Annotated in this window: 7 protein-coding genes; all 7 read right to left on the bottom strand. The window is 40.2% G+C overall.

Annotated elements, in window-relative coordinates; genetic code table 11:
- Nucleotides 1-160: 160 nt before the first annotated feature.
- Nucleotides 161-1123: a DUF5688 family protein gene (locus AB5170_RS22315; RefSeq protein WP_195380376.1), complete on the bottom strand. Its 963-nt coding sequence runs from the start codon at nt 1121-1123 to the stop codon at nt 161-163.
- 53 nt (nt 1124-1176) lie between these two features.
- Nucleotides 1177-1704 carry a hypothetical protein gene (locus AB5170_RS22310; protein WP_195380377.1) on the bottom strand — a complete coding sequence of 176 codons (528 nt, stop codon included), beginning with the start codon at nt 1702-1704 and terminating at the stop codon, nt 1177-1179.
- A 4-nt stretch (nt 1705-1708) separates the two neighbouring features.
- Complete coding sequence (locus tag AB5170_RS22305; RefSeq protein WP_195380378.1) at nt 1709-2404, bottom strand: Cas9 inhibitor AcrIIA9 family protein; 696 nt, start codon at nt 2402-2404, stop codon at nt 1709-1711.
- Nucleotides 2405-2422: 18 nt separating this feature from the next.
- Entirely contained in the window at nt 2423-2830 is a 408-nt protein-coding gene (locus AB5170_RS22300; RefSeq protein WP_195380379.1) for a hypothetical protein, read from the bottom strand.
- Nucleotides 2820-3077, bottom strand: a complete 258-nt coding sequence (locus AB5170_RS22295; RefSeq protein WP_227199254.1) for a hypothetical protein — start codon at nt 3075-3077, stop codon at nt 2820-2822. The genes AB5170_RS22300 and AB5170_RS22295 overlap by 11 nt, the downstream gene beginning before the upstream one ends.
- Before the next feature lie 100 nt (nt 3078-3177).
- Nucleotides 3178-3555, bottom strand: a complete 378-nt coding sequence (locus AB5170_RS22290; RefSeq protein ID WP_173718615.1) for a DUF4313 domain-containing protein — start codon at nt 3553-3555, stop codon at nt 3178-3180.
- Nucleotides 3530-3717, bottom strand: a 188-nt coding sequence (locus AB5170_RS22285) for a hypothetical protein (RefSeq protein ID WP_207746652.1), incomplete at its 5' end; no start/stop codon positions are given. The genes AB5170_RS22290 and AB5170_RS22285, both read right to left, overlap by 26 nt.

The following is a 3717-nucleotide window of genomic DNA, read 5'->3' as shown; positions in this document are numbered from 1 at the left end:
CTTGCAGATTTAAAGCATCTAACAGATACGCTCTTAAGTTTTCGACAAACTTCTCATAACTTAAAATTTCACTCATAGTATTTTCATTTCCTTTCGTTAGGATTATACAGATACTGCTTACCACTTAACTATTACACAGCCTTATCTACCTTTCTAATAATCAGTGCGCTTCCTTTAAATTAACCGTAGTAAAGTTAACCTTTACTTTTTCCATATATACAGAAAGCTTATCTTCGATTCTGCTATAGTAGTAGAGTTCTTCTGACAATGAATCTTCATACCAAATACCATTATCATAGTCGGTTTCCATTATATGGAGTTCATCCTTAATATCTTCTAAATTACTCTCATTTACACTGTAAATTGAACTTTCGTTTCTGCTTGTAAATAAAATGTACAAATCACTTTCCATAAGCTGTGCCAGTCTTTGAAGGACACCAGGGAAAAATACGGAAACCGCTCCATTTTCTTTTGCATTGGTGCAGAGCTGAACCCCCATAACTTTATCACTTTTCGATAAGCAAAATGCTCCATTGTCCATAAAGGATCCTCCCGACTTGTTCTTACCATTTGTATAAATGAAAGGGGGTGTCATCTGGCAGGTATTTTTTAACGCCTCTTCCATAACAGCCTCTTTTGTCATTTTCCATTGCTTCAAATGCTGATTTTTTATCTTCACGCAAAAATACTCGTTCGTATTACTAAGCATCATATACACGACACAAGCGATATCTCCAACATCCTTATGCACTGCATCTTCCAACTCAAGCGAATGCGCTTTCTTGTTTAGCGGTTTTACAAAAAGGTATTTTCTGATTTTTTGGTAACTGTCTGGAGTCATCTCGCCCTCTAACATGCCAACCGTTTTCAGTTTCTCGATTTCATCTTGTACAGAATATGAAATTGACTCCATCGAACTCCCTTCCATACAACGCTCATATAAATCTTTCACGTCAATACCGCACAGTTGTTTTCCACTTGAATTTTCAAATGCCTCCACAAATAAGCGATCCTTATTATCTATGGCTTTCTTTTTAAAAAATATTTGCTGTTCCTGTAAATGCAAAGCATTTAAAAGCTGTTTTCTTAATACCTCAACAAATTCCAAATATCCTAACTTCATCGTAATAATCCTTTCTGCGGCTTCTCTATGACCGCTGATCCAGCATCCAATTTTCAATCTGCAATTCCGTACCATTCATTTTCCTTATATCTTATGCCATCCACACAGAGCTGGTTTACATATATAATCTCATTGCTGTCAGGCTCTTCCTGGACAAGAATAAGAAGATCATTTTTCCTTCCTTTTGCTTTTGGTTGTTTGCCGCGTACAATTACGAATCCATTATTGCCCACACCTGTTTCTTTGCAAACCAGGCTGCACCATGGGCGGTCCGGATGTATTGCCATATACGCAGCTCCCCGTAGTAAAAGCATTGAAAAATCCAGTTCCTCCTTCAGTTCCATCTTTGTGCACGAGATTTTGGTATCCCGGTCATCTTCATCCAGATCTCCAAATGCTTTCACTACAAAATACCTGGAGTTTCTCCAATTCGGATAGTGAACAAGACAATCCAGCGGATTTTCCGCACAATGGAATCCATTCTGTCTGCAATTTGCCTCCGTTGTCTCATTGATCCCATATCGTTTAAATTGGTAACCCAGACACACCAGATTTTTTCCAAAGCCTTTATACGCAATCATTTTCTCATGCCCCTAAATTAAATAAAGAAAGCTGCTCCGGTTCCTCTTTCTTTTTCGCTACTGGCTTTGCTGCCACCAGCGCCTCTTCCGAAACATCTTTCTTTGTATCTGAATCATTTGATTTTGTTGACAATGCCCTGATAGATTCCGCTTTCTTCCAGGCTTTCTTTATTGTATCCTTTTCTTCCTGCGCTTTTTTCTCCATATCCTTACGGTCATCCAACAGGTAATAGTCTATTACCCAGGCAAATACCTCTGTAGAGCCAATCGCAATACCAGTATTTTGCCCCACACCAGCTTTTCCCTCTTTCTTTGCCTTTTTAAGTGCCGTCTCATATGCCTTTTCATGGACATATTCGATACAGCGCCGCAACGTCTTATGGGGCTGGAGGATCACCTCTTTCATAACAGGATCTTTTCTAGCAAGGTCTAAAAGATACGTGCCAATCACAGTCGCATACCCAGGATCCTGCAAAAGAAGCATTTCTTCTGTCAGCTTTTCGGTTGCAGACGCAGATTGCCGGGTTAACAAAACCTTCAGCAGAAAATTCCTTTTTCCCGCTATAAAAGCATCCATGTCCTCTTTGGATATGGAATGTTCTTTTGCAAGACTTTCAATTGCCGCTACATTATGACAGGTTCGGTAATGTTCCGCCAGGACATTTATTTCCTCTATGCTTTTGGCTAATTTTTCCAGCATATAAAACTCCTCCCGTCATTATGCAGCTTTGGAGGCGTGATTTTCTGCATTTCCGCCAGCTGCCGCTCTTTGCAGTTCCTTAGATTCCTTATCCAGCTCATTTACCAGATTTAGGATTACCCGGCGTACCCAAAGGTTTCCATTCCACTTCTTTTCAAGCGCCTCCGCACTCTCCACAATGGCTTTCCATGCTTCATCGTCCAACGCACAATGTCTATATTTCTTATAAAGCGGATAAATCTCATACATGGCCTTTTTGACATCCACGTAGATAATAGAATCCACATTGGACAACAATCCCATCAGGACCGGATGTTTGTCATATTTTTGGATCAGCTCACGGATCCCAACTGGTCTTTCTCCTGTGTACAAACCTAAAAAGTCATTAAATATCGTTCCAACTGTATTTATATTTCTACGTTCCATTCATGTCCTCCTCTGCTCTTTTGATTCTCGCTGTTACAGTTTCCGGTAAGCATTCAAACGCATCTGCAATTGCGTTTTTACTGTAGCCTTCCAGAAACAGCTTTTTCATCATTTTCTCCTGCTCTTTTTTCTTCATCTTTTTCAGGGAGGAATCCCTGATTTTGCGCTTCAGTATCTTTTTGCTTAGTGGATGATCCGGTCCATACTGATAGATTTTCCAGGCCTCCGCTGCGTTCAGCCCACACACGATTGCCAGTACCAGACAATAATAGCCTGCATACTCTTCATTTCTTATGCCATCACCTTCTTTATAGTTCTAACATTTTTCGGTTTCCGGCATTTTCCATTTACGCGTGTTCTCCTTTCTGTTCCGCAAGAAACTTTTCCACACCTTCCGGATCGTATTCTGCCAGCTTTTTCAAATTAAACTGAACCAGACGATAAGTACAATATCCGGAATGTCCTACTCTTCGCCGAACTCTCCCAAGCTTATATTTGCGGATAAACTTAATTTTATACTTCCAATTAAGGTCCGAAATAAATGCTTCATTTCTCTCTACGTCTTCATAGGGCAGGTTTATGGTCAGATCACCATATGACTCCTCTTCCTCGCCTGGTCTCATCATTCCAACAAAAAGCTGGTTTCCATACGCATAGGAAGCTACTTTCAGAACGATTTCTTCGTTTCTAACCGGTCCTTCATATTGCAAAATTTTCTGTTCCATGTTCATCCTCCGATATTCTTATATTTTTTGAACTATCAATCTTCTCCTTTCTTTCGTATTTGCGCCCTTTGTCTCTGAAATTCTTGGTAGAGTAGGCGGATGAAATTTTCATCCGCCCCTCATCAAACCGTGCATGAGGTTCTCCCTCACACGGCTTTCCGA

The organism is Ruminococcus sp. RTP21484sp1_RTP21281st1_A8_RTP21281_210402, assembly GCF_040914025.1.
GTDB classification, from domain to species: domain Bacteria; phylum Bacillota; class Clostridia; order Lachnospirales; family Lachnospiraceae; genus Blautia_A; species Blautia_A faecis.
This window is presented reverse-complemented; position numbering and strand designations above follow the sequence as displayed.